Origin of the sequence: Streptomyces sp. NBRC 109706 (assembly GCF_000974485.1) — a bacterium.
In the GTDB taxonomy this organism is placed as follows: Bacteria; Actinomycetota; Actinomycetes; order Streptomycetales; family Streptomycetaceae; genus Streptomyces.
Map to the genome: position 1 here is coordinate 166180 of NZ_BBOM01000010.1, position 26646 is coordinate 192825.

Below are 26646 nucleotides of genomic sequence, written 5' to 3' on the forward strand. Positions count from 1 at the left end.
CAAGGAACCCCGTATGGAACTCGACTTCGGGATCACCGACCTCTCCGGCACCTTCAGCGTGCTGGACGTGACGGTCGCCCTCGCCCTCGCCTTCGCCGCCAGCCTGGTGGTGGCGTGGACCTACCGGGCCACCCACCGCAACATCTCCTACAGCCAGAGCTATGTGCACACCCTGATCATCCTGGGGATGCTGATCGCCCTGATCATGCTGGTGGTCGGCTCCAACATCGCCCGGGCCTTCGCCCTGGTCGGCGCCCTGTCCGTGGTGCGGTTCCGCAACGCGATCAAGGAGACCAGGGACGTCGGCTTCATCTTCCTGGTGATGGCCATCGGCATGGCCTGCGGAACCCGCTTCTACGCGCTGGCCGCCATAGCCACCGTGCTGATCTGCACCGTGGTCCTACTGATGCACAAGTTCAACTGGTTCGCGCTCCAGGTGCAGCGCCAGGTGGTCAAGATCCAGGTCCCGGCGGACGACTACGACTACGGCCCGAGCGTCGACGACGTGCTGCTGCGCTACGCCGACGAGCACGAGCTGATCAGCACCGAGGCCGTGCGCGGCGGAATTATCCTGGAGATGGCGTACACCACCCGGCTGAGGAAGAACGTGAAGCCGGCCGAACTGGTCCAGGCGCTCCGCGGGCTCAACGCGGGCCAGAAGGTCGCCGTACTCACCGGCTACGACCAGACGGACCTGTGACCATGGCCGGCCACTCAACTGCGCGACGTCGCCCCTGGCGTCACCTGGTTCCGCTCCGGCTGCGGCGCCACTGGAAGGCCCTGGCCGGCGCAGCGCTCGTCGTGCTGCTCCTCGCCGTGGTGCTGGGCGGGATGCGGGTACGCCCCTATGTCAGCTCGGAGTTGGTCGCCGAGGACACCGTCACCCAGAACATCGAGGGCGAGGGCGATCTCTTCGACGACGGGGAGCACGAGATCGAGATCACCTTCAACGAGGACGAGTACGCCGAGATGCTGCGCGTCTTCCGCGAGGAGGGCGAGAAGGAGTTCATCCGCGCGGATATCGTCATCGACGGCACCGTGCTCAACGACGTGGGGCTGCGGCTCAAGGGCAACTCCACGCTGATGAGCCTGCGTTCGGACGGCGACGGCGCCGCCGGCGAGGGCGGCGGCTTCGGTGCCGGCGGCCCCGGTGGGACGACCCTCTCCGACGAGGAGCCCGAGAACCTGCCCTGGCTGATCAGCTTCGACGAGTACCAGAGCGGACGGGCCTTCCAGGGCCGCACCGAGATCGCGCTGCGCCCGGGCACGGCCACCTCGGACACCGCGCTCAACGAGGCGTTGGCCCTGTCCCTGACGGCGGCCGACGGACAGGCCACCCAGGACTTCACCTTCACCTCGGTCGCCGTCAACGGCGGGGACTCCGTGCCCCGGCTGCTGCTGGAGTCGCCCGACGAACCCTGGGCGGCGGAGCTGGGCGACGGCGTCCTCTACAAGGCCCGCGCGGGCGGGTCACTCGACTACCTGGGCGACGACCCCACCGACTACGAGGAGGCGTTCCGCCAGGTCAACGCGGAGGGCAGCTACGATCTGACACCGGTGATGCGGCTCCTCCAGTTCGTGGCCGACGCCGACGACGAGGAGTTCGCCACGGAGCTGGAGAACCACCTCGACGTGGACTCCTTCGCCCGCTATCTGGCCACCCAGGCCCTGATCTCCAACGGCGACGCGATGGACGGCCCGGGCAACAACTACTACCTCTGGTACGACACCGACAACGAACGGTTCACCGTCCTCTCCTGGGACCTCAACCTGGCGCTCGGCTCCATGGGCACCCCGGGCGGCGGCGAGGACACGGACCCGCCCGAAGGCATGGACCCTCCGGACGACATGGAACTCCCCGAAGGCATGGAGCTGCCGGACGGCATGGAACTCCCCGAGGGCTTCGAACCCCCCGAAGGCATGGTCCCTCCCGGCGACAGGGAACTCCCCGAAGGGATGGAACTCCCCGAAGAGGGGGCCGGCGGCGGCAGGGGCAGCGGCGCGTTGAAGGAACGCTTCCTCGCCGACGACACCTTCCAGGAACTCTACGAGCGGGCCTATGCCGAACTGCGCGAGGAACTGATCGACGACGGGGTGGCGCTGGACCTCCTGGACTCCCTGACGGAGCAGGCCGGCAACGCCGGCGACGACGGCGCCGCCGAGGCCGGGGAACAGCTCGCCACCCAGCTCTCCACCATCTCCGAGACGCCCCAGGAGAGTTCGATGTTCGGCGGTGGCGGTGGCGGTGGCCGTGGCGGCCAGGGCCGCACCCGACCGGCCGCGTAATCCGACATACGAGACTCCCGTCCCAGAACCATTCCCCCGCCTCTAACGTCTCGGTACGCACAGAACATCCCAAAGAGCGCGGAGAACCACCATGCGACGTATCAGTCGGAGCCGGATAGCGGCGGGAACAACCCTGGCAGCACTCACCGTGCTGCTCACCGGCGGCTGTTCGTCGGGTGACCCGACCATCGACAAGGAGAATGTCGCCGAGAAGGTCTCGGCCGCCCTGACGGAGGAGACCGGCCAGACCCCCGACGACGTCACCTGCGCCGAGGACCTACCGGCCGAGGTCGGCGCCACCGTCCGCTGCGAAGTGACCGCCGGCAGCGACACCATCGGCGTAACGGTCACCGCGACCGCGGTCGAGGGCACCAACGCGGAACTCGACATCCAGGTCGACGAAACCTTCTAGCCCGGGCAGCGGCACCCCGCGACGCTACTCCGACGCGGTCCCGTCGTCCCACTCGCCGGTTTCCGGCGGTGGGGCGACGAGATCCGCGAGTTCGTCCGCCTCCTCCTTTCGGTCCTCGGCGCGCAGCAGATCGGCCAACCGGTCGGCCAGCAGGGCGATATCGGGGTCGTCCGCGCCGATCCGAAGCCAGTCGGCCAGAGCGTCCACGACGCGCTCCGCGCCGGCCACCGGCGGTTCCTCGGGGGTGAAGGCGTCCTCGGCGACCGGCTCGGGGGCGGGCGGCAGCGCCCACTCGTAGAACGGGGACGGCACCTCGCTGTTGTTGGCGGCGGCGGAGAGCCGGGCCAGCAGCCCGATCCGGTCCACTGTTCCCTCCACTTCGTCGTCGTTCCTGGCCAACCACCAGACCACCGCGCTGCCCGGGTCCTTCAGCACGTCCTGGCTGAGGTAACTCCGCTTGCTGCGCTCGTAGTTGCGTTCGTGCTCCCAGACCTCCTCGTCCTTGCGGACGGCGGAGAGCTTGCTGAGCCGGTCCTGGTCAGTCTCGCTGAGCGTCAGCGTCACGTTTCTCGCCATGGCCAGTACGCGTCCGGAGGGGTCCGTCTCCATCACCCCGAGCACCCCGTTGAGGTGGTGCTGGGCCAGACTGCTGTCCGCCGGATCCTGCCGGGAGGTGAACGCCTTGGCACGCATCAGCACAGACCGCACGGCGAGGCCACCCGGATCGAAGTAGGCCATGCCCTCCACCTCGTGTGGCAGCCAGCGGACCGTGGCGGAGAACAGGAACTGGTAGTCGGGCTCCGCGCTGGGCAGGGCGACCTGGCTCACCCGCTGTTCCAGGGCGTTCTCCTGCGGCATCCGGTCGCGCGACCCGCCGGTCAGCGCCAGCAGAACGCCGGCGCCCAGCAACAGCGCTCCGCCCAGCGTGGGCCACAGCCACCCGGGCCACCCTGTGACGAGGCCGAGGATCGAGGCGACCAACAGGTAGAGGACGGCGAGAAACACCGTGAGGGTGCGGTGTCCTGAACTCATCGAACATTCTCCGTGGTGTGGTGGTTCGGGGTCGGCGCGGGGCGGGTCCAGGCGTCGAGCCCCTGTGCCGTGTCCAGGGCGCGGCGAAGGTGGTCGGCGACGGGACGTCGTGCCGTACGTTCCTCGGGGACCTCGTTGGCCCAGGTCCGGGAGATCACATACATGCGGCCCACGGCACGGGGGCTTGCCGCGCCAGCGGTGGCCAGGGTGGTCACCAGGCAGTCGCCCAGCTGGCCTTCGGCCTCCAGCACGGCGGCCAACCAGCGCCGGACGGGGGGCTCCCACTCCTGGTGCGGCAGATGTCCCAGGGCCTCGGCCCAGCCCAGGACGAGCGGTTCCTGGACGGTGTCGTCGGCGCAGAGCGCGGGTCGTGCGGCGATCGTTCCGGTGAGTGCCAGCAGAATCCTGCGGTCGGCCGTGAGGTGCGCCGCACCGTCCCCGATATGGCGGAGCAGGCGTTGCAGCAGCTGGGCGCAGCGTCGCGGCCCCTCGGCGGCCAGCCCCAGCAGCGCGTCCCAGGCGGGGCGCCGAGGCAAGTCGGCCTCGGCCCGGGCCAGATGGTGCAGCCGGACCAGCGCCTGGTCCGGGTGGTGCACCGCCATCACCTCGGAGCAGACCAGGGCCAGGGCCAGCCGGAAAGGCTCGGACAGTCCTGGCTCCCTGGCACGCTCCAGGATTTTCCGGCGCACGGCCCGGCCGTGGCGTGGGTGCCTGACCCCGATGGCCAGGGCCTGGGTGGCGTCCGGCACCAGGCGCCGGTCGGAACCGCGGCCTGTCCACCCGCCGGCCACATCGACGAGCCGCACGGGCTCATCTGATCGAAGCACCTGCTCGGCGAACCGGGCGACCACGGGCGCCCGTTCCGCACCGTCCAGCGGAAGGTGCCGCAGGCACTGCTCGACCCACCATTGGACGGCGCCCCGCAGGTCGGGGAAGTAGGTCCAGAAGTGGTGGAGGACGGCGGTCTCCCGAACCGTCTTCGCGAAGCGGGTCCGCCCGTCCCGCCCCGGCAACGCCCCAATCTTCCCGAGTTCCGCGCCCAGATCGGTCCGGTCGAAGCGCGGCCGGTCGTCCCTGGTGTGGTCCACCAGGTTCAGCAGCTCGGTGCAGGCGCGGTGGATGATCTCCGGCGGCGCGCCGTGGAAGAGGGCCACGGTCAACGCCAGGGCGCGGCGCCGCCCGTCGGGCAGGCCGGCGACAAAGGTCGCGGCCAGGGAGCCGTCCTCGGAGAGCCGGTTCCGAGCGGCGCGCAGCCAGTCCTGGAAGGTCGCCTCGGGGTCGGCGCCGCGCGCCTCGTCGACCAGTCGTGCCAGATCGGCGACTTCGGCGAGCGAGGAGCTGGCCAGTTCGGGGAGGTCGAGTTCGTCAGGTTTCGGGGTGATGCCGGCGCGGCGCAGATAGCGCGCCAACACGTGGTGAGGGGGAGGGCGCTGGATCGTCACCTCGACGGGCCGCAGTTCCGGGTCGACATGGCCCTCGGCGTGCTGCGGCAGCACCACGACCAGATGCGCGTCCTGTCGTTCCACCACGGCGCGGAAGCCGGTCAACTCGCGTTGTGCCCGCAGGAACTGGGGGATGTCGCTGCCGGAGAGATCGAGCAGCAGCCGGTCGCCACGGCCGATCGTCCGCGCGTCCAGCGCGCTGCCCTCGTCCTCCTCCCCCAGATCGATCTCGTGGATGTCGTCGCCGTCGGGAGCCAACTCGTGGAGAAGCATCCATGCGGTGGTCCGCCGTCCGCTTCCTGGCGGGCCGGCGAGGGCGACGGTGTGCCACTCCCCCAGCCGGCGGCGGGCCCTGGCGCTGCCGGAGGGCGGCACGAACCGGGCACGCAGCCAGCGCAGGTTCCGGCCGGCCATCGTGCGCGGATCACGACCCGGCCGGCCCAGCCGCTCCAGGGTCTCGGCCATCACGCCCTGGATATACGTCACATGGCCGGAGCCCGTGTTGGCGAAGCCGGTGTTGCCGATGAACGTCCGGGCGTCCCCCGTCATGCGTCCTCCCCCGTGTCGCGGTTTCGGACCGGGCCGAAGTGCAGCTGGCTGCCCGACGCATCGCCCTGGCCACCGCTGAGCACCTGGCCGTTGACCTGGTCGGCCTTCACCTGACCGCCGGCGACTTGGTCCCCGTTCACCTGGTCGCCGCGAACCTGGGTTCCGATCCGGTCACCGTGGTAGGTATCGCCGCTGACCCGGTTTCCGAGCACCAGATCGCCCGTACCCGAGTGGACCGGGCCTTGGGAGGTGCCGATCAGCGTTCCGCTGTTGTCCTGCGCGGTACTGAACTGCGACGCCCCGTCCGCGCTCCCGTTCCTTCTGTCGTTCCCGTCGTCGCCGGGTCGCGGTCGGTCGTCGCCCTGGGCGGGGGCGTCGCGGTCGGTCGTGGCGAGATCGGGGACGATCCTGACCAGTTCGTCGCCGAGTTCCCGCAGGTCATGGGCTGCGGTGCGCAGCGCGAACCGCGTGTACTGGCACTCGGCCAGCGGCGCGATGCTCGACGGCAGTCGCCTCGCGTCCAGTTGTTCGACATGCCTGCCGATCAGCACCGGCAGGATCACCAGCCCGCACCTGATGGCCTCCTCGATCTCCCGGCGGACCCAGTCCTGCTCGTTGTCCAGGGCGCGCCGGTCGGGCCGGTCGCGCTCGGGCGCGTCCAGCCAGCGGGAGCCGATCAGGACCAGCAGCACCTCGCTGCGGCGTACGCCCCGGTCGAGGGCGCTCTCATAGTTGTCGCCCTTGGGGATCGACTGGCCGGCTAGGAACGCCCGGCCCTCGCCGAAGCGTCGCGTCAGCTCGTCATAGATTCGGTAGGCGATTTCCTTACCGTCGATGGTGCGGTAGTTGATGAAGATTTCGGGCATGGCGAGGTTCCCTCTCTCGGGTGGGTCGGGGGGTGAGGATCGAGGTGCTGGTTCAGAGGCGGCCGAGTGCCCCCGCCAGATCGGGGCTCAGTTCCTTGACAGCCGGGTTGGCGCGGTGTCGTCCCCAGATCTGGGCCGTGCGGCGCAGTTCGGCGGCGATGGTGGCCGAGCGCACCGGCCCCAGCCGGGGCAGCAGCGGTGCGAGGACGGCCGTCGACTCCTCGATCTCGCCGGCCGCCGCGTGCGCGAGACCGAGGCGTACTCCGTGGCGGATGAGGGCGCGTTGGGCGTGTGGCGGTACCCGGGCCGCCTCGGCCGCGAACACCTCGGCGGCGCGGGCCGGTTGACCCAGGTGGTGCAGGCACCAGCCGGTGTAGGTGGCCACCAGGTCGGGAACGTGAGACGAACCGATCATGGTGCCGTCGCCCTCCTGGGCGGCCCGGGTGAGCAGATCGCGTGCCCGGTCCAGACCGTGCATCGTGGCCCGGTGGTCGCCGGCGACCGCGTGTGCCTGGGCAAGGTGTTGGGCTGCCAGTCCGCGCACCCGGGGCGTGTGGGCTTCGTCCGCCGCCCGTTCGGTGAGCGCGATGGTGGTCGCCACATCGCCGCGCAGCAGATGCACCAGCCCGCGTCTGACCAGGCCATATGCGGCGAAGCTCGGATCGCCCCCGGCATCGGCGAGGTCGACCGCGCGGTCGGTCCACCACAGCGCGGCGCGGTCGTCGCCCGACTCCTGTGCCATCCAGCCGGTGTATTCGGCGAACCGAGCGGCCAGGGCGAGGAGTTCGCGGCGGGTGCGTCCGGAGGCGGTCAGTGCCAGTTGTTCCATGCTGTGGGTCTGTGCGGTGAGCGCGGGGATCAGGAGGCCGGGGTCGGAGGTCTGGCCGAGGCCGCGGAACTGGGTGAAGAGCGAACGGGCGGCCTTCAGCAGAGTGGTGCCCTCGTCGTCGGCGACGGAACGCAGGCCACCAAGTCCGACCGCCAGCACCGAGCCGGCTCCGGCGGCCGTGACCCGGCGACGGTCCATGGCCGCGAAGCGACTTGAGCCGTCTGCTCTGTTCATGCTCAGCACCCACACCTCTCCGTCGTCACTGGCGTCGGGGACCTGGACCGGGGTGGCACGCCCGGGGACGAGCGAGGCGAGCGCGCCTCCCGCGTGCAGCGCGGCATCGCAGAGCTTGGCCAGATCGGGGGTGGGTCTCTTGCTGCCCGTCTCGACCTTGCTCAGATGGCTCTTGCTGTAGTGCACCCGGCCGGAGAGACGGTCCAACGTCCACCCCTCGGCCAGGCGTCGCCTGCGGAGTTCCGGCCCGAACCGTGCTGTTTCGTCAGGCACATGAACCCCCGCGACCTTCGCACCTGTTAGTCCGTCGGTCACCGGCAGTAAGACTGCGGCACCCCGCATCACGGCGGCAAGGAGAATCAGCGTGTTTCCCGTTTCCCATGCGGAGAGTGAAGAGCCATCACCGCACGGTGTCGAGAGGGCCTTGGGCGGGTGGGGGTGCGGCGACCGGGTGTCCCGCCGCGCGGGAGAGGATCGACCGTGGCGGAGCGTAACCCCCCGTACCGGACAGTGGCGTTGCCGCGTCGGCGTGCCATGCGATGGGATGAGACCGGCCGGATGTGGGGTGTCCGTCCGTGGTCGTCGAACGGCCCGTCGTGGGCCGGGCACGGTGGTTGTCGGCACCGGGGCCCGCACGGTCCGCCTGGGGAAGGGAAGTTGGCGTGGATGTTGCCGCGACCGTGGGGCTGCGCCTCGGATCGGCCGTGGTCGCACCGCTGGTGCGACGGCTGTTCCGTGCTGAGCAGCCGGGCGCCGGCCTGGTCGACGGGCCGGTTCGGATCGACTCGCTGCTGTCGTTCCGGGGCGAGCGACCCACCCTGACCCGCCGTGGCCTGGAGAAGCTGTCCGGACGGCTGGTGAACCGTGCCGTGGCGGCGATGGGGCCGCATGACGCGCCCCCCGTCGAGGATCGCCTCCCCGTCACGATGGCGCTGGTCGACACCCTCTCCGGCCTCGGGGACCTGACCATGGACGATGTGCAGGCCGTCCAACTCGGCGCCGACGGCCTGGCCGAGGCGTTGCGCCACGGGCGTCCCGCTCCGCTGTCCCGGGACGCCGAGCTGTTTCACGATCGACTGGTGCGGCTGGCCGCCCTGCACATCATCGACTATTTCACCCGGCGTTCCACGTTTGTGGCCCGCACCCTGGTGGAGCAGAGCCGGGCGAACGCCCGCGTTGTCGAGACATTGAATCTGTTGGTCGAGCGCCTGCCCGCGCCGCACAGCGAGGACGCGCGGTTCGAGGAAACCTACCGACGCCATCTCGTGCGCCGCCATGGCACGCTCACCATCCTGGGCATCGACGTGGACGACGAATGGCCGCTGGACGACGCCTATCTGAGCCTGGAGACCACCGAGACCGAGCGGCGGAAGGGGGGCGGTCCGGAGCACGGCCGGCGGCCCGTCGCCACACCGCCGCAACGCGCCGAGCAGGCGCTCGCCGGCCTGAACCGGGTGCTGCTGCGCGGGGTGGCCGGCGCCGGGAAGACCACGCTGGTGCAATGGCTCGCCGTCACCATCGCCGAGCACCGGGCCGATGCGGGCCCACCGCACCTGGTCGGTCGGATCCCGTTCGTGCTTCCCCTGCGCACCCTGCTGCGGGCCGGGCGGGAGCTGCCGCCCCCTCGTGACTTCCTGGCGGCCGTCAACTGTCCGCACACCCCGCCGGCCGGTTGGGCGGAGCGGGTGTTGACCGCCGGCCGCGCCCTGCTGCTGGTCGACGGCATCGACGAGGTACCGCAGGACCGGAGGGAGCAGACCCGCTGGTGGCTGCGGGAGATGCTGCGGGACTTCCCCGGCAACGCCTGCCTGGTCACTGCCCGTCCGTCCGCCGTCCGGGAGGACTGGCTGGCCGCCGACGACTTCCGTGAGCTGTCCCTCTCCCCGATGAGCCACGCGGATGTGGCGGCGTTCGTCACGCGCTGGCACCATGCCGCCCGCGCCGGCCGGAACGAGGCGACGGCCCTGCTGACGGCCGTGCGCAGCCGCCAGGACCTGAGCCGGCTGGCCACCAACCCGCTGATGTGCGGCCTGATCTGTGCCCTGCACCGCGCCAGCCACGGCTTTCTGCCGCAGGGCCGGGAGGAGCTGTACGAGGCCGCGCTGCGGATGCTCCTGGAGCGGCGGGACCTGCAGCGGAGCGTCGACCAGGGTCTGCGGATGGACGCCAGGTCCCAACGCGTGCTGCTGGAACGGCTCGCCTACTGGCTGATCCGCAACGGCCACTCGCAGATGGAACGCGAGGACGCGGTGGAGCTGATCGAACAGGCGCTGCCCACCATGCGGCAGGACGCGGTGCGCGGCTCGGCCGAGGAGGTGTACCGGCAGCTGCTCGACCGTTCGGGCCTGCTGCGCGAACCGGCCGAGGGCGTCGTCGACTTCGTGCACCGAACCTTTCAGGACTATCTCGCCGCCCACGCGGCCGTGGAGAACCGGGACTTCCCACTGCTGGTGCGGAACGCGCACCTGGACCTGTGGGAGGACGTGGTGCGGATGGCCGTGGCCCACGGTCGGCCGGACGAACGGCGCCGGCTGCTTGGGCAGTTGCTCCGTCGGGGCGACACGGTGCGCAAGCACCGGGTGCGGCTGCACCTGCTGGCCATGGCCTGTCTTGAGCACGCCACCCAGCTCGATCCCGAGGTGCGCGCCGAGGTGGAGCGCCGGGGGGCGGCGCTGCTGCCGCCCAGGACCTTCGGCGAGGCGACGTCGCTCGCCTCCGCCGGTCAGGTGGTGCTGGAACTGCTCCCCGGGCCGGAGGGGTTGCCATCGGAGGAGGCCCATGCGGTGGTGGAGACGGCGAGGTTGGTAGGGGGCGACGCAGCGCTGGCCAAGCTGGCGCCGTTCCGTACGCATCCGTCGCCGACGGTGCGGGAGCGGCTTCTCCGGGCGCGGAAATCCTTCGACCCCCACCGGTTCGTCGTCGAGATCATGCCAGGACTGTCGCTCGAAGGGGCGCCGCATATCACCGTGTACGAACTGGCGGAGCTGAGCACCCACCGCCGGCTCGCCGAACATCCCTATCTCTCGCTGTTCGGCGCGTTCTCCCGGGAGGAGATCGTCAAGGTGCTGGCCGGGGCACCGGTTCGACAACTTTCGCTCTCCTGCGAGCGCCTCGGTGACCTGACGGTCCTTGACGCCTTTCCCCGGCTGGAGCGCCTTTCGCTGATCGACGGTCCCGCGCTCACGGATATCTCGGCGGTCGCCGGTCTGCCGCTCCGACGCCTGCTGGTGCGGAAGCTGCCGAGGGTGTCCGACCTCACCTGTCTCAACGCCCTGCCGGAGCTTCGTTCCCTCTATGTGGGCGACGAGATGCCGGGCACGAGTCTGTCCTCCCTTCCCACCCTGGCCCCGCTCACGGATCTCGGGGTTCCTCCCGGGGTCACCGATCTCACCGGGATCGGCGTCTGGGAGGAGCTGACAACGCTGCGGGTCGTCGAGGGGAAGAACGACTTCGGGCCGGCGAGTCTGGCCGCGGTGGCGGCGCTGCCCGCGCTGAACCACCTGGCGACCACCCCGCCCCTGATGACCGCGCTGCGCGTCCACGGACCCGCACTGCCCCGGATCACCAGACTGGACCTGTTCGGCCTGGGCGGCGAGGTGGATCTGCGGCAGGTCGTCGACCTCTTCCCCGGACTGCGGACACTGCAACTGGCCGGTGAGGATGCCATGGTGGATCTGGCCCCGCTGGCCGAGCTGAACGACCTGCGCGCGCTGACGGTCTGGGAATCGATCACCACACGGAACGACGACCGGTTGCGGGAGCGCACGGGATTCGCGCCGCTGACGTCGCGGTACTGACGGCCGGGTCGCCCGCCCGGAAGGATCAGCGGCGGGTGGCCAGGACCAGGCGGCAGTGGGGGGCGCCGTCCGGGCGGTGGCCCGGTTCGGCGAGGGCCGGGGTTTCGACCGTGAAGCCGGCCCGCGTCAACTCGGCCCGGACATCGGGGAGTCGGAAGGTGCGGTAGTACATCACAAACGGCGGGTGCCAGAGCGCGTTGCGCACCCGCATCGCCGTGTCGAAGCCCCAGAGCAGCCAGTAGCCGGCGGAGCCGACCCGGGGTGGGGCGGTGACGGGGAAGGCGAGCAGCCCGCCGGGGCGCAGCGCGGCGTGTGCCTGGGCGAAGAGGGTGGGGCGCTGGTGCGGGAGGAAGTGGCCGAAGGCGCCGAAGCTGACGATCAGATCGAAGGCGTTCCGGAAGGGTAGTGCCAGCGCGTCGGCCCGCACCAACGAGGTCGCCGGGGCGGCCGAGGCCGCCGCGACGGCCAGCATCCCGGCGCTGCGGTCGACGCCGACGACGCGCTCCCGGCAGACCTCCTGCAGCACGCGGAGGCCGGCGCCCGTACCGCAGCAGAGGTCGAGGCCGGCCGCGTACCCGCCGCGCGCGGCGAGGGCACGGGCGGTCGCGGAGAGAAACACCTCGGGGGTGCGGAACGGGGTCTCGTCGAACTTGGGGGCGAGCAGATCGTAGCCACGCTCGACGGAGGACAACGCCTGAACGACGAGCTCGCGAACCGTGGGCCCCCGCTCGGTGAACACCCACCCACCCTAACCCGCCGGACGGACGGGCCCGGGTACCTCCCGGTCGCGGCCCCGAACGGCAGCTTCCGACGGACGACACCCCCTCACCGACCCAACGGCCCGCCCGCCCACCGACTTCACCGGGCCGGCCACCCGCCATCAACCCCACCGCCCGGCACCGCCAGCCACTCACCACCAACTCACCGTCCACGACCGCCTTCTGACAGACCGTCGGACAACCAGACCCCTGCCGTCCCGGCGAAGCCCGACGCGCAACCCATCCGCCACGACACCCCCACCGCCAAGGACCTATCCCCCCACGTCCCCGGCCCCGCCGCTCGGCCCCGCCCGCCACCCGCCACCGACCTCTCGTCGCCGCCCGGCACCAGGCCCCGACGACCGGACGCACCTCCCGACAGACCGTCGGACCGTCGGCCCGTCGGCCCGGCCGCCCGCCGTCCGGGCGGAGCCCGACGCGCCGTTCCGCCTGGCCCCGCCGGCCAGGCGTCAGCGGGTCGCCGTCAACAGCGCTTCGTTCACCTGTTCCGGGGAGAGCGCGTGGTCGATGGCGAGCAGCCCCGCGCCCAGGGCGACCGCGTCGCGGCCGGACTGGCTGGGTTCGATGCGGAGGTTGCGGGTGGCCAGCGGGTGGGAGCGGCGGTAGACCACCTCCCGTACGCCGGCGAGGAGTTGGTCATGGGCGGCGGCCAGGGCGCCGCCGAAGACGACGGCCTCGGGGTTGAAGAAGTTGACCAGCCCGGACAGCACCTCGCCGACGGACCGGCCGGCCTCCCGCACCAGCCGGACGGCCTCGCGGTCGCCGGACTTCACCAGGGTGGCCACCTCGATGGTGCTGGTCAGCGGCGCTTCCGGGGTGCTGAGCCGGCGGGCCAGGGCGGCGCCGCCGACGGTGGCCTCCAGGCAGCCGAGGTTGCCGCAGCGGCAGGGCGTCTCGTCGGTGCCGACGCGGATATGGCCGATGTCGCCGGCCGATCCCCGGGCGCCACGGTGGAGTTGGCCGCCGGCGATGATGCCGCAGCCGATGCCGGTGCCCATCTTGACGAAGAGCAGATGGGCGGCGTCCGGCAGATGCCGGCGGCGTTCGGCGAGCGCCATCAGGTTGACGTCGTTGTCGACCAGCGTCGCGGCGCCCAGCCGGGTGGTGAGGAACGCCGGCACGGGGAAGCGGTGCCAGCCGGGCATGATCGGCGGGTCGACGGGTTGGCCGGCGCGGAACTCGACGGGGCCCGGCAGGCCGACGCCGATGGCGCGCAGCACGGAGGGCGGTTGGCCGACCGCTTCGAGGAGTTGGTGGGCGAGGACGACCACCCGGCCGAGGACCCGTTCAGGACCGTCGGCGACGCGCAGCGGCTCCTCGTCGGTGGCCAACTCGGCGCCGGCGACGTCCAGGAGGGAGACCCGGCCGTGGGTGGCGCCGAGCCCGACGCCCAGCACGAGCTGGTCCCGGGTGCGCAGCCGGAGGCGGCGGGAGAGGCGCCGGCCGCCGGCGCCCGTCTCGGTGGGTTCGTCCAGCAGGCCGTGCGCGATCAGGGCGTCGACGCGTTGCGAGACGGTGGAACGGGCGAGGCCGGTGAGTCTGGCGATATCGGCGCGGGTCTCGGCGGAGCCGCCGGCGATGAGGGAGAGCACCCGGCCGGGGGAGGCGGGGGCTGACCCCCCGTCCGTGCGCGTGTCGCTCCGCGTTCGACTTCGCATCTCGGCCCGCACCGGCCCCAGTTCGGACATAACACCTCCATGCCCTCCACTTTCGCCTCTCCGAAGCGAAAGTTACCAACCATTCAGTCTTAGTTTTGCCCAACCGTTCGATCCTGAAGCTGCTTTGTGTCTTGACAGGCGCAACTTTCACCTCAACATTGCTTCCATGCTGTCGATGCAGGACATGACAAAAAGTTTCCTCGGCATCCGCGTACTCAACGGCGTCTCCCTCGATCTGAAGGCGGGAGAGGTGCACGCCGTCGTCGGTGAGAACGGCGCCGGCAAGTCGACTCTGATGAAGCTGCTCAGCGGGGAGCACGTCCCCGACAGCGGGCGGATCGAGATCGACGGAACCCCCCACTCCTTCAGCCACCCCGCACAGGCCCAGGCCGCCGGGGTCGGGATCATCCACCAGGAGCTGGCCCTGCTCCCCGACCGCACCGTCGCGGAGAACGTCTTTCTCGGCCGGGAGCCCACCCGGCGGGGCCTGGTGGACCGTGCCGCGATGGCCGAGCGAACGGCCGCCCTGCTCGCCGAGTTGAACGCCGAGGGAGTGAGCCCGGGCACCCCCGTGCGCGAACTGTCCGTCGCCCGTCAGCAGACCGTCGAGGTGGCCAAGGCGCTCGCCGCCGACGTGCGGATCCTGATCATGGACGAGCCCACCGCTGCCCTCGCCGAACACGAGGTCGCCACCCTCTTCGACCTGGTCCGCCGGCTCACCGCCCGGGGTCTCGGCATCCTCTATGTCTCGCACCGGATGCGGGAGATCTTCGAACTCTCCGAGCGCATCACGGTGTTGAAGGACGGTCAGCTGGTCACCTGCGTGCCGACCGACCGGACCGATGTGGACGGCATCGTCCGGGCCATGGTGGGAAGGGAGTTGAGCGCCTACTACCCGCCCAGGGCCACCGAGAAGGAACTGGGCGAGCCGGTGCTCACCATCAGGGACGGCGGCAACGAACGGCTGTCGGGCATCTCCCTCTCCGTGCGCGCCGGCGAGGTCCTGGGCATCGGCGGGCTCCAGGGCTCGGGCCGCAGCGCCCTGGCCCGGGCGGTCTTCGGCGCCGACCCGTTCACCCGGGGCGAGTTGACCGTGGCGGGACGGACGATCAGGCCGCGCCGTCCCAGGGAGGCCATCCGCGCCGGCATCGCCCTGGTCGGCGAGGACCGTAAGGCCGAGGGACTGGCGCTCCGTCAGTCGGTGCGGGACAACGCCCTGTTGGTGACCCGCGCGGTGCGGATGCCGAGGGAGCGGCGCGAGGACGTGCCGGTGGCCGAGCTGTTGCGACGGGTCAGGCTCGCCTCGCGCGGCGGCGCCGGGCAGGAGGTGCGCTATCTCTCGGGCGGCAACCAGCAGAAGGTGGTGATCGCCAAATGGCTGGCCGCCGGGCCCAGGGTGCTGCTGTTCGACGAGCCGACCCGGGGCGTCGACGTCGGTGCCAAGGCCGCGATCCACACCCTGGTAAGGGAGTTGGCGCGCGAGGGCCTGGCCGTGCTGCTGATCTCGTCCGAGCTTCCCGAACTCATCGGCATGAGCGACCGGGTCCTGGTGATGGCCGAGGGCCGGATCGCCGGCGAACTGCCCGCCGGTCCTTCCGAGGAGGAGATCATGCTGCTCGCCACCACGGCCCCTGGCCGGCAGGCCGAGGCGGGTGCCGCCTGATGGCCGCCACCACCGACGCCAGGGCGCTGCCCGCCATCGGCGGTGCGGACCTGCGACGTTGGCGCCGCAACCTCAGCGATCCGGCCGTCGGCATCTGGCTCGCCGCGCTCGCCGTCACCGTGCTGGGCTGGGCGGTGGTCGCCGTCAGGGGCGGCGAGTTCCTCACCCAGTCCAACATCACGGGCATCCTGCAGAACTGTGTGGCGCTCGGCCTGATCGCCCTGGGCCAGACCATGGTGATCCTCACCGGCTCGCTCGATCTCTCCGTCGCCTATCTGGCGAGCCTGGGCACCCTGGTCGCCGCCGAGACCATGGCCGGCGACGACGGCAATCTGGTGCTCGGCATCCTGGCGGTGCTGGCGCTGTGCACGGGCGTCGGGCTGGCCAACGGGCTGATCGTCACCAAGCTGAAGGTCAACGCCTTCATCGCCACGCTGGGCGTCGCGCTGATCCTGCGCGGCTGGATCGAGGACAACTACACCGGCCCCGCCGGGCAGGTCTCCCCGGGCTTCCAGCGGCTGGGCTATGACCGGATCGGGCCGATCCCCGTCTCCCTCTTCCTGCTGGTGGGCGTGGCGCTGGCGCTGTGGTTCGTGCTGCGGCACACCCGCCTCGGCCATCACATGTTCGCCACCGGTGGCGACGAGCACGCGGCGCGGCTCTCCGGAGTAAGGACCGGGCGCACGGTGCTGATCGCCCATGTGCTGTGCGCGCTCTGCGTGGGCATGGCCGCGCTGTTCCTGACGGCACGCTTCGGCTCCGGCTCGCCCTGGGCCGGCACCGAGGCGTCCTACGACCTGGAGTCCATCGCCGCCGTGGTGTTGGGCGGCACCATCCTGGCCGGTGGACGCGGCGGCGTGGTCGGCACGTTGGGCGGCGTCGTCGTCCTCGCCGTGCTGGACAGCGTCTTCGACCAGCTCGCCATCGATCCGTTCTTCAAGAACGTGCTGCGCGGCGTGGTGATCATCGCGGCCGTGGCCGTCTACGCCCGCCGCCGTCGCTCGACGAGGAGGTCGGCATGACCACCGTCACCGCAACCCCGGTGCGGGTCACGGAGAGCCGACGCGTTCGGCTGACCCAGGCGCTGGGCACCGCGCTGCCCGTCTACGCCCTGCTGTTGCTGCTTTTCGGGGCCCTGGCGATCACCGATCCCAACTTCTTCGAGGCGGACCGCTTCCTGGCGTGGGTGCGCCGCGCGGCGCCCCTGGTGCTGTTGGCCGCCGGCCAGTATCTGGTGATCGTCAGCGGGCACTTCGACCTGTCGGTCGGCGCCGTCGTCACCACCGGCGTGGTCGTCGCCTCCGAGCTGTACCAGGAGTTCCCCGGGGCGCACTGGCTGGTGGTCACCCTGGCCCTGATGGCCGCGGGGGCGCTGGTCGGCCTGGTCAACGGGATGGTGACCACGCTGCTCAGAGTGCCGTCGTTCATCACCACACTGGGCATGATGCTGATCCTCCAAGGCGGCGTCTTCTACTGGACGGGCGGCTCGCCCACCGGCCATCTGCCGCAGGACTTCCGGGCGATGGGCCGCGAGGAGGTCTTCGGCTGGCTGCCGTGGGCGGTGCTGGTCTGCGCCGCCGTCGGGGTCGGCGTCGCGCTGCTGATGCGGTCACGTTATGGCCGCACGCTGATCGCCACCGGCGACAGCGACCGCACCGCCGAGTTGTCGGGCGTCTCGGTGCACCGGGTGCGGATCGTCGCCTTCGTTCTCTCCGGCACGGCGGCCGCGCTGGCGGCCGTGCTGGTCGCCGGCTACTCCGGGCTGTCCGCCCAGGCGGGCAACGGGATGGAGTTCGAGGCCATCACCGCCGTGGTGCTGGGCGGGGTGCTGCTCGGCGGTGGCCGGGGCTCGGTGCTGGGCGCGATGGCCGGGGCGTTCGCGCTGACCGCGCTGTTCAGCCTGCTCAATCTGCGCGGCGTCTCCGGATCCCTGGAGCCCACCGTGCAGGGCGTCATCGTGATCGCCGCCGTCGCCCTCGGCGCCGCCAACTGGTCCCGCCCACGCCGCCGTTCCCCCACCGGCCCCGCACCGGGCCCCACTACCCCAGCCGACTCCAGAAACCCACGAGATCCACAAGAACCACGAGATTCCAGCGATTCCAGCGATTCCGCAGGTTCCCCGGGAGGTTCCACCGCATGAGAAGCCCCACCCGCAAGAGACTGACGCTGGCCGTCTCCGCCGTGCTGACGGCGGCCCTGATCACCTCCTGTTCCTCCGACTCCCCGACCGAGGGGCCGCCCGACCCGGCCGGCTCCGCACAGCCGGGGGACGGGGACGGGGGTGACGCCGAGGAGGCGGAGTTCTTCGAGGAGGACGAGTACACCCGGCAGCTCGCCCTCACCGGGGAGACGCCCGAGGGCCCGGCGGACCGGCCCTGGGAGCAGATGCTGCGTCCGGAGCTGGTGAGCACCGAGGAGTACGCGATCCCCGACGAGGAGATCCACCTCTGCTTCTCCAACGCCGGCGTCTTCAACCCCTGGCGTCAGGTCGGCATGACCACCATGCGGGCCGAGGTGGCGCAGCATCCGGAGATCACCGAGTTCACCGTCCTCGACGCCGAGGGCAAGGACGACAAGCAGATATCCGATATCCAGAACCTCAGCAACCAGGACTGCGATCTGCTGATCGTCTCGCCCAACACCACCGCGACGCTGACCCCGGCGGTCGAGGAGGCCTGCCAGAAGCTGCCGGTGATCGTCTTCGACCGGGGGGTGAACACCGACTGCGCGGTCACCTTCATCCACCCGATCGGCGGCTACGCCTATGGCGCGGCGGCGGCCGACTTCCTGGTGGAGCACGTGGACTCCGGTGGGAAGATCCTGGCGCTGCGGATCTCCCCCGGCGTCGACGTGTTGGAGAACCGCTGGTCGGCGGCGGAGATCGCGTTGGAGGAGGCCGGACTCGAAGTCGCCGACGTGGAGTTCACCGAGGGCGACCCGGCCGCGACCAAGTCGATCGTGACGGACGCCATCCAGCGGCACGGTTCGATCGACGGCGTCTGGATGGACTCCGGCGCCACCGCCGTGGCCGCGATCGAGGCGTTCGAGGACGCCGGCGTCGACGTGCCGCCGATCACCGGCGAGGACCAGCAGGACTTCCTCCAGGCGTGGGCCGACAACGACCTCACCGCGATCGCCCCCGGCTACCCCACCTTCCAGTGGCGCACCCCGGTGATCGCGGCGCTGGCGGTGCTGCGCGGCGAGGAGGTGCCCGGCGAGTGGGTGCTGCCGCAGCCGGTGATCACCAGCGAGAACCGCGACGACTATCTGCGGGCCGAGATGCCGCCGCTGCACTACGGGCTGTGCGGCTGCGAGGACCTGCCGGGCTACCCGCAGGACTGGGGAGGCCGCGGGTGAGACTCTCCGTCGGAGCCAACCCGTGGATCTGGCACTCGCCGGTGAACGACGCGGCGCTCGCCGAAACCCTGCCCAGGCTGGCCGAATGGGGCTTTGACGCGGTCGAGTTGCCGCTGGAGTCGGCGGACGACTGGAACTACGCCGCCACGGCCGAGCTGCTGAAGCGGCACGAGCTGCAGCCGGCGGCCGTGATCGCCGTGATGCCGCCGGGCCGCGATCTGGTGCGGACCGAACCGGCGGCGGTCCGCGGCACCCAGGACTATCTGCTGCACTGTGTGGACGCGGCCCAACTGACCGGCGCGCCCGTGGTGGCCGGGCCGATCTACTCGGCGGTCGGCCGCACCTGGCGGATGACCCCGGACGAACGCGAGGCGGCCTACGCCGAATGGCGTGAGCATCTGGCGCCGGTGGTCGAACAGGCCCTGGCCGCCGGGGTGCGGCTGGCCGTCGAACCGCTGAACCGTTACGAGACCAGCCTGTTCAACACCGTCGGCCAGACCCTCCACGCCATGGAGGGGATGCCGCCGGCCGGTATCGGTGTGGCCCTGGACACCTACCACCAGAACATCGAGGAACGGTCCCTGCCGGACGCCGTGCGTCAGGCCGCCGGCCGGATCGCGCATGTGCAGGTGTGTGCCAACGACCGGGGCACCCCCGGCGCCGACCACCTCGACTGGTCGGGCTTTCTGCGCGCGTTGCGGGACGCCGGCCACACGGGACCGCTCTGCATCGAGTCCTTCACCGCGCACAACGACAGCATCGCGGTGGCCGCCTCCGTCTGGCGTCCGCTCGCGGAGAGCCAGGACGAGATCGCGGTGGCCGGCCTGCGCTTCCTGCGCCGCGCCGGCGCCGCCCTCTGACCCAGCACCTTGGGAGCCGCAGCACAAGGAGCGAGAGAGGAAGCAACCCCCACATGAAACGCCCATCGAGAATCAGACGACGCACGGTGGTGGCGATGGTCGCCGCGCCGCTGCTCGCCGTCGGCGCACTACCGGTTCTGGCGACCGAGGCCCAGGCCGCCGAGTTCCGGGCCCTGCTCTTCACCCGGGCCGTGGGCTATGTCCACGGCTCCATCCCCGCGGGCATCGAGATGTTCGAGGAACAGGCCGCCTCGAACGACTTCGAGATCGTCGAGACCGACGATCCCGCCGTGTTCAACGATGAAGAACTCGCCACCTACGACGTGGTGATCATGCTCCAGAACTCGGGCATGGTCTGGGACACCGACGAACAGCGCGCCGCCATCCAGACCTATGTCAACAACGGCGGTGGGGTGGCGGCCATCCACAACACCCTCGACATGGGCATCGAGGAGGAGTTCCCGTGGTGGGACGACCTCATCAACGGCGGCGCCCATATGCCGACGCACTCCCCCGGCACGCTGGACGGCACCGCGCATGTCGCCGACCGGGTGCACCCCTCCACCGCCGGACTGCCCGAACGCTGGGAGCGCGCGGAGGAGTGGTACAACTTCGACCCCAACCCGCGCGGCGACGTGCATGTGCTGGTGACGGCCGACGAGTCCACCTACGACCCGGGCGGCGACGCCATGGGCGCCGACCATCCGATCTCCTGGTGCCGCGAGGCCGAGGGCGGCAAGGTGTGGGCCACGGCCATGGGCCACGAGTCCGGCGCCTACAGCGAGGCGGAGTTCATCGACCATGTGGTCGGCGGCGTCAAATGGGCGGCCGGCAATCTGCCGGGCGACTGCGGCGGCACCGTCTGGAGCAAGTTCGACAAGGTGACGCTGGACGACAACACGTCCGACCCGATGGAGCTGGCTGTCGCCGACGACGGCCGGGTGTTCTTCGCCCAGCGCGGCGGCGAGCTGAAGATCTACGATCCGGCGACCAACTCCACCGTCACCGCAGGGGTGTTGGACGTCTACACCGGCGGCGAGGACGGACTGGTAGGGCTCGCGCTCGACCCGGACTTCGCCGACAACGGCTGGGTCTATCTCTACTACGCGCCGGCGGACGCCGACGAGGACATCAACCGGCTGTCCCGTTTCACCGTCGAGGGCAACTCCCTGGACCAGGCGAGCGAGCAGACGGTGATCGAGGTGCCGGCCTACCGGGACCGGACGTATCCGGAGCCCGGACACACCGGCGGCAGCGTGGACTTCGGTCCCGACGGCAGCCTCTACCTCTCCACCGGTGACGATGTGCCGCCCAACCTCTCCAGCCACTGGCAGGGTTGGGCCCCGATCGACTGGCGCGACGGCGAGGAGATGCTGGACGCCGCGCGCACCTCGGGCAACACCAACGACCTGCGGGGCAAGATCCTTCGGGTGCTGCCCGAGGACGGCGGCGGCTACTCCGTCCCGGACGGCAACCTCTTCGCCGAGGGCACCGAGGACACCCGGCCCGAGATCTACGCCATGGGCTTCCGCAACCCGTTCCGCTTCACCGTGGACTCCGAGACCGGCTATGTCCATGTCGCGGACTACGGCCCCGACCGGGGCGGGCCCACCACCGAGCGGGGTCCCGAGGGCCTGGTGGAGTACAACATCATCAAGGAGCCGGGCAACTTCGGTTGGCAATAATATCGTTTAGGGGTAACACTCTGTAAGGAGCGTCGCGTTGGGCATCACCACTGTGTATCGGGCCTATGACCAGCAGAAACGCCTGCTGTATGTCGGAATCAGCGACGGCGAGTTCATCCGCCTCAGCCAGCACGCCGCCTCGTCCCCTTGGACCCGGTACGCCGTCACCATCACGCTGGAGCGGCACCCCTCCCGGGCCCACGCCATGCGAGCCGAGCGCGCGGCAATCGCCACCGAGGACCCCGTCTGGAACATGGACGGACGCCCCCTGAGCCGGTTCCGCGCGTGGATGGCTTCCTACCCGTACACCCCGCCGGACGACACCGAGCCCCAAGACACACAGGCGTAAGTTGCCGCAGCACGGCCCCTGACCGACTCGGGCTGTCCCGCGGGACCGGAGGACAGCCCGCGCCTATTCGTTCTACGCCAGGGCGTACCGCAGCCGCTCCAGGTCGAACTCCGCGAGCACCAACGCGTGATCCGAGCAGGCAACGACCTCTGATGAGTCATCCACCCACAACCTGAGCAGCGCCGACACCAGATCCCGCGTGCAATACATGCGATCCAGACGCTGAGGCGGGCCCTGGTCTGTACGCCACAGGCTCGCCGTCGGCGTCAGGGCGTCCCGCTGGTGCAGCACGGTGGCGGCCCACACCCCCAGCTCCACATACGGCGCCTCGCCGTTCTCCGTCGGCCCGGACAGGATCCGGTCCGGCCCGATATGCGACACCTACCGGCCGCCCTCCCAGATCGTGAACCGCCGGGCGTGCGCCGTGTCTGCCACCATCCGCCAGTCCGGCAGCCTGTGCCGCTCCATGGCGGTGTGGGGGTAGGAGTTGCCGTCCATGCCGATGAGCGCCGAGCGGCCCTTGTCTGCGAGGACCAGGAGCCGCTGGGCCTCGCGTTCCCGCCACGCCGGATCCCACGAGCACAGGTGAGCCGACGCGAGGCCCAGCGGTTTGCTGGTACCTCGGAGACGTACGACGGGGTTGGCGATCGGGTGCCACATACCAGTGGTGTGGACGTATCGGTGCTCGACCTCGAACAGCTCCGGATCGACCAACACCGCGGTTGCGTTCGGGGACTCGTCCGTGCCTGGCGCGAGCACGGCGATCTCCAGCCCCAGTGCGGCAGCCTCCGTCTCCAGCTCGGTCAATGCCGACTCGAATGTGCCTTTCGGGCCGCGCACCTCCTGGCGCAGCACGATGTGCGGCCGGTGAGCGGCCAGCACGGCGCGCGCTCGGGCGCGGCGGTCAGGCTGTCCGCCGATGGGGATTCCGTTGTGCTCGATGTTCCAACTCACAACGCGCAGCACCTCGCCGTCACTGGCCGGGGCGTTCATGCGGGCTGCCCGGTGGCGAGGTTGGTGACTCGCTCTGCGTCCTGGTGTGCGCCGATGGCGCGGTAGATGTCGGCTGCGGCGGTGTAGTGCTGGCGCGCTGCCTCCGCGCTGCCGGCGGCGGTCTCGACTTCTCCCAGCGCTTCTTGGGTCGCCGCCAGGTCCGGTGTGGCGCCGAGCTGATCGAGTACCCGCGCGGCGGCGTGCAGTGCGCCGCGCGCCGCACCGAGGTCACCGGCGCGTGCGTGTGCCTGCCCGAGCCACCGCTGGGCGATGCCGACGCTGTGCGGGTCGTCGACGCCGAGGAGTGTGTCGCGGGCGTTGGTGAGGTGGGTGATGGCTTCCTGGTGGCGGCCTGCCATGCTCTCCGTCGCGCCGAGGAGGGCGCGTGCGCGGGCCGCGCCGCGCGTGTCGCCGATGTGTTGGCGGATCGTCACGACCTGGACGAGGAGACCGCGGGCCTGGTCGAGGTCTCCGGTGCGCTGGTGGATGACGGCCATGTGGTGCAGCGCGGTCGCCTCGCCGTGCGGGTCGTCGATCTCGCGGCGGATGGTGAGCGCGATGCCGTACTCGTCCAGGGCCTGGTCGTACCGCTGGTGCTCGCGCAGTGCGGCGCCGAGGCCGGTGCGCATGCGTGCCTCGCCCAGGCGGTGGCCGGCCAGAACGGCGGCCTGGACGCCGAGCCGGTAGCAGTCCACCCACTCCGGCGCGTGGAGGTGGGTGAACAGCGACCAGGCGGCATCAGCCAGCTGCCACACCGTGGCGTTGTCGCCACGGCCGTACAGAATGCGCTGCATCGCGAGGAGGTTCGCGCGCTCGGCGTCCAGCCAGGTGAGGGCTGCTGCACGGTCGCTCGGCGCCTCGACGAGCGGGGCGGGGGCGGTGTGGTGGTAGGTGGGTCGGGGGCGGCGCCGGTTGGGGGTGAGGACGATGTCGGCGGCGTCCGAGCCGGCCAGGTAGTAGTCCGCCATGCGGTCCAGCACCTCGGTGCGGGTGTGCTCGGCGTCCTCGGTCTGGGCGAGCTGGGCGGCGTGCTCGTGGATGACGTCGTGCATCGTGACGAAACCGGGGCGGTCGGAGGTGGTGAGGAGGCTGGCTTCGGCGAGCGTGGCCAGTGCCAGGGCAGGGTCGGTGATGGGCGGCGCGGTGTGGGCGATGGCGTGGGCGCAGGCGGTGGACAGGGTGGGGGTGGGGTGGAGGCCGATATGGCGGTAGAGCTGCTGGGCGGGGGGTGGGAGGGCGCGGTAGGACTGGGTGAGTGTTGTTGTCATGGTGTGCTCCGCGGTGGGTGGGGTGGTTGGCCAGTGCAGTCCGGTGGCGAGGAGAGCGCCGGTGAGGCGGATCTCCAGGGGCCAGGCGCCGGTGGGGCGCAGGAGTGCGCGGGTGGCGGGGTGGGGGGTTGGTTGGGGGCCGGCGATGCGGGTGATGAGTTGGAGGGTCGCCTCGGGGTTGAGGGGGTTCAGGGGGAGGGGGGTGGCGCCGTCGATGACGAGGTCGAGGAGTCTGTGGCGGCTGGTGATGAGGGTGGTGGTGTGGGGTGAGGTGGGGATGAGGGGCCGCACCTGGTGGGCGCTGGATGCGTTGTCGATCAGCAGCGCGAGGCGGCGGGTGGCGGTGAGGGTGCGGTAGAGCGCCAGCTGGTCGTCTGGGTTGGTGGGGATGTGGGCTGGTGGTGTGCCCAGGGCGCGTAGCCACCCGGGGAGTGGGGCGAGTGGCTGGGCGGGGGTGGTGGTGTGGCCGCGGAGGTCGGTGTAGAGCTGGCCGTCGGTGAACTGGTGGGCGTGCTGGTGGATCCAGTGGAGTGCGAGGGCCGATTTGCCGGCGCCGCCGGGTCCGGTGAGGAGCGCGAGGCGGTGGTCGCCGAGGGCGTTCAGCTGGGCGAGTGGTGTGTCGCGGTTGGTGAAATGTGTCGGGGCCGGGGGGAGTTGTCGTGGCGGGTCGGGCTGGTGGGTGGGCGGGGTGGTGATGTGCACGCCGCCGTGCACTGTGCCGGCCTGGACGGCGGGTCCGGATACGGCCCCGGAAAGTGCATTCGTTGTGTGGGAGTGGGCGGGCTGCGTCACCGTGTTCCTCGTCCGGGTCGCGTGGCGGACCAACCCGCTGTGCGGCGGGGGCGCACCGTTCCTCGTTGGGCGCCCCGCCGCACAGGGGGTTGGGTGTCAGTGGGTGAGGCCGAGCGTGGCGAGCATCGGTACGCCGGCCGCCAGCTGGCGCAGGCCGGGCGGGGCGAGCCGCAGGCCGGCGACGAGTGCCTGTGTCTCGCCCCGGCGGCGCGGTGTGATGCGAAGTCCGGCCTCGGTGGCGATGCCCGAGGCGGTCTCGACCTGTCCGGTCGGGCAGCCGGCGACGTCCACCGCGAGGTGCGTCGTCGCCAGCGCGGAGCGCGCCGGTAGTACGCCAGTGATGCGGCCGATAGTGCGCGCAGTGAGGGGCCACGTGGCTGGCATTGGCCACAGGATCCCGACCGGTCGGGAGAGGTCGGCGCCGGCGGCCCGGGCGGCGGTGAGGATCGCGGCAGGGTCGGTATCGGTGCACAGGGCGTGCTGCACGGTGCAGCCCGGGGCGTCGATCGGCCGGCTGGCGCCGCCCAGACGCACCGCCGTGGCGTCGCGGTGGATATATCCGATGTGGGCGCTGGCACGGTTGGGTGCGGCCGCCGCGATCCGGGGCGCGAGACACGCCCCGGGCCAGTCCACGACGAGAAGCTGCCGAATACTCAGGTCGGCCACCATGCGGGTTGCCGCCCACGCGCTGTAGGCGAGCGCGGCCCGCCAGGTTCGAGGGGCGCCTGGCCACGCCTTGATGACGCGGTCGGCCAGGACCCGCTCGGGGCCCCTTGTGTCAGGATCGAGCAGCGCGGCGTGGAGCGCTCCGTATGTCAGGGCTGGAACCGTGGTCGTGGCCATCATGTGTCCCGGGGGCATGGTGAGGGGTGGATGTAGAGGGAGTGGGTACGGCCGTCCGGATCCGTGGCAGTCCCTGCCGGGTGGGGGTAGACCCCCGGGGCGCACAGGGTCCGGCCGCAGCGCGCGCACTCGCGGCCCGCGAGCTGCAGAGGCGTCAGGTTCTCGCCCCGCACAATCCCGCGCAGGGGTTCGGGGAGGGTCCACACCGCGCACCGGTGCAGTCGCCCCTCCTCAGGGGTCGCGCCGCAGGTGGTACAGCGGATCAGGAGCCGAGCGGGCTGGCTGAAGCTATCGGGCACGCCGGCTCCTGCCATGTCGTGACGCCGTATCCAGCTCGTCCAGGGCGCGGCGCAGCGCGGCAGAGTCCGTGATCGGCGCTGTGGGTGGGGCGGTCCACCACACCGGGGGCGGTCCGGCTGCGGGGTGCGGCGGCGCGGTGTCCGGCGCCGGCACGACGACCTGCCCGAGTGTCACCAGCTCGACCTCAGCCGGCAGCTGCCAGCCCCTCGCCGCGCCGAGCGGCACGAGCCAGATGCTGGTGAACCACCCCTCATGCCGGATCGCGGTCGTACCGTCGGGCAGGCACCGGGCAATCGCAGGCGCGTCCAGGATCGGGGCCCGGATCGCATCCCACCACTCCCCGGCCGGCACCAGCTGCGGCCGAGCGCCGTCCGGTGGCATCCACGGCGGCCAGGCGGCGGTCACGGCTCATCCCACCCAACGGTGGGAAAGAGGCGCGCCATTCTGGCCAGCACGTCCCGTAGGCCGTCAACGTTATGGACGATTCCGTTGCCAGGAGCAGACGTCCAGTACACGACTGGCGGCGACTCAGGGGGGAGAGTCCAGGGTGCTGGCGGGACCCGCACCGGCTGCCCCGCCACCAAAAGGCGCGCGACGCTCGGAAGTTGCCAACCTGTGGCCGCGCCGAGTGGGACGAGCCAGGTCACGGTCA

At 71.1% G+C, this 26646-nt stretch carries 20 protein-coding genes and 1 pseudogene; 11 read left to right on the forward strand and 10 right to left on the reverse strand.

Annotated features, from left to right (window positions below; translation table 11 throughout):
- Positions 1 to 13 precede the first annotated feature (13 nt).
- The 3 genes from AOM46_RS23000 (at position 14) to AOM46_RS23010 (ending at position 2698) form a co-directional block, all read left to right on the forward strand.
- The gene (locus AOM46_RS23000; protein ID WP_062214526.1) at positions 14 to 700 is read left to right on the forward strand and encodes a DUF4956 domain-containing protein; all 687 of its coding nucleotides are present in this window, start codon (positions 14 to 16) and stop codon (positions 698 to 700) included.
- Positions 701 to 702: 2 nt separating this feature from the next.
- A complete protein-coding gene (locus tag AOM46_RS23005; protein WP_078857110.1) occupies positions 703 to 2286 on the forward strand; it encodes a CotH kinase family protein in 1584 nt (527 codons plus the stop codon).
- Between the two features lie 91 nt (positions 2287 to 2377).
- Entirely contained in the window at positions 2378 to 2698 is a 321-nt protein-coding gene (locus tag AOM46_RS23010) for a DUF4333 domain-containing protein (RefSeq protein WP_062214528.1), read from the forward strand.
- A 24-nt stretch (positions 2699 to 2722) separates the two neighbouring features.
- Here the strand turns inward: AOM46_RS23010 and AOM46_RS23015 are convergent, their stop codons facing one another.
- The 4 genes from AOM46_RS23015 to AOM46_RS23030 are packed head-to-tail and all read right to left on the reverse strand — an operon-like array spanning position 2723 to position 7923.
- Positions 2723 to 3730, reverse strand: a complete 1008-nt coding sequence (locus AOM46_RS23015) for a hypothetical protein (protein WP_062214529.1) — start codon at positions 3728 to 3730, stop codon at positions 2723 to 2725.
- A complete protein-coding gene (locus tag AOM46_RS23020) occupies positions 3727 to 5721 on the reverse strand; it encodes an ATP-binding protein (RefSeq protein WP_062214531.1) in 1995 nt (664 codons plus the stop codon). Before AOM46_RS23020 ends, AOM46_RS23015 begins: the two co-directional genes overlap by 4 nt.
- Positions 5718 to 6587 carry a toll/interleukin-1 receptor domain-containing protein gene (locus AOM46_RS23025; protein ID WP_062214532.1) on the reverse strand — a complete coding sequence of 290 codons (870 nt, stop codon included), beginning with the start codon at positions 6585 to 6587 and terminating at the stop codon, positions 5718 to 5720. The genes AOM46_RS23020 and AOM46_RS23025 overlap by 4 nt, the downstream gene beginning before the upstream one ends.
- 52 nt (positions 6588 to 6639) lie before the next feature.
- Positions 6640 to 7923 carry a helix-turn-helix domain-containing protein gene (locus AOM46_RS23030; RefSeq protein ID WP_062214533.1) on the reverse strand — a complete coding sequence of 428 codons (1284 nt, stop codon included), beginning with the start codon at positions 7921 to 7923 and terminating at the stop codon, positions 6640 to 6642.
- Positions 7924 to 8312: 389 nt separating this feature from the next.
- On the opposite strand from AOM46_RS23030, the gene AOM46_RS23035 reads away from it, so the two are divergent.
- Positions 8313 to 11447 carry an NACHT domain-containing NTPase gene (locus AOM46_RS23035; RefSeq protein WP_062214535.1) on the forward strand — a complete coding sequence of 1045 codons (3135 nt, stop codon included), beginning with the start codon at positions 8313 to 8315 and terminating at the stop codon, positions 11445 to 11447.
- 25 nt (positions 11448 to 11472) lie between these two features.
- Here the strand turns inward: AOM46_RS23035 and AOM46_RS23040 are convergent, their stop codons facing one another.
- Both AOM46_RS23040 and AOM46_RS23045 read right to left on the reverse strand, forming a co-directional pair.
- Entirely contained in the window at positions 11473 to 12186 is a 714-nt protein-coding gene (locus tag AOM46_RS23040; RefSeq protein ID WP_062214536.1) for a class I SAM-dependent methyltransferase, read from the reverse strand.
- Positions 12187 to 12675: 489 nt separating this feature from the next.
- Positions 12676 to 13914 carry an ROK family transcriptional regulator gene (locus tag AOM46_RS23045; protein WP_234313928.1) on the reverse strand — a complete coding sequence of 413 codons (1239 nt, stop codon included), beginning with the start codon at positions 13912 to 13914 and terminating at the stop codon, positions 12676 to 12678.
- A gap of 136 nt (positions 13915 to 14050) precedes the next feature.
- On the opposite strand from AOM46_RS23045, the gene AOM46_RS23050 reads away from it, so the two are divergent.
- The 7 genes and pseudogenes from AOM46_RS23050 to AOM46_RS23080 all read left to right on the forward strand — a co-directional run bounded on the left by AOM46_RS23050 (position 14051) and on the right by AOM46_RS23080 (position 21798).
- The gene (locus AOM46_RS23050; RefSeq protein ID WP_062214538.1) at positions 14051 to 15547 is read left to right on the forward strand and encodes a sugar ABC transporter ATP-binding protein; all 1497 of its coding nucleotides are present in this window, start codon (positions 14051 to 14053) and stop codon (positions 15545 to 15547) included.
- Positions 15544 to 16569 carry an ABC transporter permease gene (locus AOM46_RS23055; RefSeq protein WP_370592762.1) on the forward strand — a complete coding sequence of 342 codons (1026 nt, stop codon included), beginning with the start codon at positions 15544 to 15546 and terminating at the stop codon, positions 16567 to 16569. The genes AOM46_RS23050 and AOM46_RS23055 overlap by 4 nt, the downstream gene beginning before the upstream one ends.
- Complete coding sequence (locus tag AOM46_RS23060; protein ID WP_078857112.1) at positions 16566 to 17687, forward strand: ABC transporter permease; 1122 nt, start codon at positions 16566 to 16568, stop codon at positions 17685 to 17687. Before AOM46_RS23055 ends, AOM46_RS23060 begins: the two co-directional genes overlap by 4 nt.
- Positions 17684 to 18904 (forward strand): substrate-binding domain-containing protein, encoded by a 1221-nt coding sequence (locus AOM46_RS23065; RefSeq protein ID WP_062214539.1) that lies wholly within the window; start codon positions 17684 to 17686, stop codon positions 18902 to 18904. Before AOM46_RS23060 ends, AOM46_RS23065 begins: the two co-directional genes overlap by 4 nt.
- Entirely contained in the window at positions 18901 to 19764 is an 864-nt protein-coding gene (locus tag AOM46_RS23070) for a sugar phosphate isomerase/epimerase (protein ID WP_062214541.1), read from the forward strand. Before AOM46_RS23065 ends, AOM46_RS23070 begins: the two co-directional genes overlap by 4 nt.
- 53 nt (positions 19765 to 19817) lie before the next feature.
- Positions 19818 to 21443, forward strand: a pseudogene (locus tag AOM46_RS23075) (ThuA domain-containing protein); the annotation flags it as partial.
- A 43-nt stretch (positions 21444 to 21486) separates the two neighbouring features.
- Positions 21487 to 21798: a hypothetical protein gene (locus AOM46_RS23080; protein ID WP_062214542.1), complete on the forward strand. Its 312-nt coding sequence runs from the start codon at positions 21487 to 21489 to the stop codon at positions 21796 to 21798.
- A 72-nt stretch (positions 21799 to 21870) separates the two neighbouring features.
- Here the strand turns inward: AOM46_RS23080 and AOM46_RS32435 are convergent, their stop codons facing one another.
- From AOM46_RS32435 to AOM46_RS23100, 4 genes are all read right to left on the reverse strand, one after another.
- Entirely contained in the window at positions 21871 to 22179 is a 309-nt protein-coding gene (locus tag AOM46_RS32435; protein WP_062214543.1) for a hypothetical protein, read from the reverse strand.
- Complete coding sequence (locus AOM46_RS23090) at positions 22180 to 22791, reverse strand: endonuclease/exonuclease/phosphatase family protein (RefSeq protein ID WP_062214546.1); 612 nt, start codon at positions 22789 to 22791, stop codon at positions 22180 to 22182.
- Positions 22788 to 24761 (reverse strand): tetratricopeptide repeat protein, encoded by a 1974-nt coding sequence (locus AOM46_RS35875; protein WP_158920563.1) that lies wholly within the window; start codon positions 24759 to 24761, stop codon positions 22788 to 22790. The genes AOM46_RS23090 and AOM46_RS35875 overlap by 4 nt, the downstream gene beginning before the upstream one ends.
- Positions 24762 to 24947: 186 nt before the next feature.
- Positions 24948 to 25697 (reverse strand): SAM-dependent methyltransferase, encoded by a 750-nt coding sequence (locus AOM46_RS23100; RefSeq protein ID WP_158920565.1) that lies wholly within the window; start codon positions 25695 to 25697, stop codon positions 24948 to 24950.
- Between the last annotated feature and the right edge of the window lie 949 nt (positions 25698 to 26646).

Bases quoted from the DNA above. Each gene is read 5' to 3' on its own strand.
- AOM46_RS23010 (WP_062214528.1), top strand. From the start codon at position 2,378: ATGCGACGTATCAGTCGGAGCCGGATAGCGGCGGGAACAACCCTGGCA.
- AOM46_RS23020 (WP_062214531.1), bottom strand. From the start codon at position 5,721: ATGACGGGGGACGCCCGGACGTTCATCGGCAACACCGGCTTCGCCAAC.
- AOM46_RS23015 (WP_062214529.1), bottom strand. From the start codon at position 3,730: ATGAGTTCAGGACACCGCACCCTCACGGTGTTTCTCGCCGTCCTCTAC.
- AOM46_RS23045 (WP_234313928.1), bottom strand. From the start codon at position 13,914: ATGTCCGAACTGGGGCCGGTGCGGGCCGAGATGCGAAGTCGAACGCGG.
- AOM46_RS23065 (WP_062214539.1), top strand. From the start codon at position 17,684: ATGAGAAGCCCCACCCGCAAGAGACTGACGCTGGCCGTCTCCGCCGTG.
- AOM46_RS23100 (WP_158920565.1), bottom strand. From the start codon at position 25,697: ATGATGGCCACGACCACGGTTCCAGCCCTGACATACGGAGCGCTCCAC.
- AOM46_RS23000 (WP_062214526.1), top strand. From the start codon at position 14: ATGGAACTCGACTTCGGGATCACCGACCTCTCCGGCACCTTCAGCGTG.
- AOM46_RS23060 (WP_078857112.1), top strand. From the start codon at position 16,566: ATGACCACCGTCACCGCAACCCCGGTGCGGGTCACGGAGAGCCGACGC.
- AOM46_RS23005 (WP_078857110.1), top strand. From the start codon at position 703: ATGGCCGGCCACTCAACTGCGCGACGTCGCCCCTGGCGTCACCTGGTT.
- AOM46_RS23050 (WP_062214538.1), top strand. From the start codon at position 14,051: ATGCTGTCGATGCAGGACATGACAAAAAGTTTCCTCGGCATCCGCGTA.
- AOM46_RS23025 (WP_062214532.1), bottom strand. From the start codon at position 6,587: ATGCCCGAAATCTTCATCAACTACCGCACCATCGACGGTAAGGAAATC.
- AOM46_RS23090 (WP_062214546.1), bottom strand. From the start codon at position 22,791: ATGAACGCCCCGGCCAGTGACGGCGAGGTGCTGCGCGTTGTGAGTTGG.